The 2,026-nt window shown below is 47.3% G+C and carries 2 protein-coding genes; both read left to right on the top strand.

The genetic code is table 11. The annotated features are described in order from the left end of the window. The coding region (locus C7R94_RS26455) for a cytochrome c biogenesis ResB family protein (protein WP_199197965.1) at positions 1-692 on the top strand (692 nt) is incomplete at its 5' end. Positions 693-716: 24 nt separating this feature from the next. Next, positions 717-1,946: a c-type cytochrome biogenesis protein CcsB gene (gene ccsB, locus C7R94_RS26450; protein ID WP_106785611.1), complete on the top strand. Its 1,230-nt coding sequence runs from the start codon at positions 717-719 to the stop codon at positions 1,944-1,946. The last annotated feature ends 80 nt before the right edge of the window (positions 1,947-2,026 follow it).

Here is a 2,026-nt window from a genome sequence, read left to right as displayed (position 1 = left end):
AAAAGCCGGATTTGGTAGAAGTGCAGAAGGGGCCGATCGTCGTGAATCACCCGATGGTGCAGGACAGCGTCTACATTTATCAGAGCGGCGTGCAAGAGATGCAGCTTGGAGCCCTCAATTTTACAGTGGTCGATTTGAAAAACAATAAAAAAGAGATCGGCCTTATCAAAATTGATCTGTACAATCCGCAGCCCGAGCAAACCATTGCGGATGGGTTCACGGTACGAATTTTGGATTACTTCCCCGATTTTATAATGGGAAAAGACGGGAAGCCTGCGACGAAAACCAATTTGCCAAAAAATCCGATGGTTGCATTGGAACTCATTGGAGAGAATGGCAACTACAACGAAAAATTGGTTTATCTAGAAGGAACCATTCTGACACAGAAAAAGGATCCTCGTTACGGACTCGACATCAAAATGCCTGATTTAATCGATATAGCAGGGCTGAATGTACGGGTGGACAAAGCATTGCCACTGATTTATTTCGGTTCATTCATTTTCCTTGCGGGCGTTGCAATCGGTGTGTTCTGGCAACATCGTCGGGTTTGGGTACAGACGCAAGAGGGAAGTATCTTGGTAGCGGCTCATACGAATAAAAACTGGTTCGGTCTTCGCAGAGAAGTAGATGGGCTGGTTAAACAAGCGGAGCTCCCTGTCACGATAGAAGATAAAACGAAGGCCAAGGCCTAAAGCTTCAAAGGGGGTACTAACAACGTGCAGCTCATTCAACTGAGTGACTGGTTATTGGATATCGCGTTTCTGCTCTACGTGATCTCGTCTATCGTGTTCGCTGTAGCCGTGACGGGTAAAAACTGGGCTGGGCGTGATCCCAAACAACATGAAGGGCGCTATGGACGGATTGCGTATTGGTTAGCCGTTATCGGTTTTGTGGCGCAAACAGGGTACGTAGTTGCTCGCTGGATTGCCGGCGGCCATAGCCCGACGAGTAACATGTTTGAGTTTATGGCATTCTTGGATTACTGCATTATCCTGGCCTACTTAATTATTTACCGGATCTACAAGCTGACCTCGATTGGAGCATTTGTCCTTCCGCTTGGGGTTATCATGCTCGCGTATTCGTACGTGTTCCCGAAGGAAATCACCCCACTGATTCCGTCTTTGCAGAGCTACTGGCTGCACATTCACGTGACAACAGCTGCTCTGGGTGAAGGTATTTTGGCGGTTGGTTTTGCAGCGGGTCTCATGTATTTGATCCGTACCGTTCCACAGCATATTTCCACGAAAAGCACGAAATGGCTGGAGATCGTGCTGGCTGTGGTCCTGATGCTCGTTGGATTCATTTTGATGGATTCTACCTTTGCTCGTATGGATCAAACGACGGTATTTGAAATGAAGAAAGAAGAAATGAATGCAGTGGGACAAAAGGTAAAACCGAAAGTGGAGTACATCCTGCCTGCAATTGTTGCACCTGCTGATTCAACCATCATCAAGGAAGGGCCAATGTCACCACTCTTTGAGGCACCTACCTGGATGGAAGGAAAAGACGCTGCACGCAAATTGAACACGATGCTGTGGTCAGTCCTTACAGGGGCAATTTTATATGGCGGAATGCGTTTGATTTTCAGAAAACGATTAGGGGCTGCTATCAAGCCTTCCGTTGAGAGCGTCGATCCTGATCTTCTGGACGAGATCAGTTACCGAGCAATCAGTATCGGATATCCGGTGTTTACTCTCGGGGCCCTTATCTTTGCAATGATTTGGGCAGAAGAGGCATGGGGACGATTCTGGGGGTGGGACCCGAAGGAAGTATGGGCATTAGTTGTCTGGCTCTTCTACAGTGCCTACTTACACTTGCGTCTATCCAGAGGATGGATCGGTGCAAAATCAGCATGGATGTCCGTCATCGGCTTTGTCATTATTTTGATTACCCTGGTCGTGGTCAATTTGGTCATTGCTGGTTTGCACTCTTACGCTGGGGTGTAGAATTTCCTCGAAAAGCTGGTTTTACCACCAGCTTTTTGGATTATCTTCTAACGGTTTTACGATATTATGAGAGCAAGAGG

The organism is Brevibacillus sp. NRRL NRS-603 (genome assembly GCF_003013445.1).
Classification (GTDB): Bacteria; Bacillota; Bacilli; order Brevibacillales; family Brevibacillaceae; genus Brevibacillus; species Brevibacillus formosus.
The sequence above is the reverse complement of the archived record's forward strand: the minus strand, read 5'-3'. Positions and strand labels throughout refer to the sequence as shown.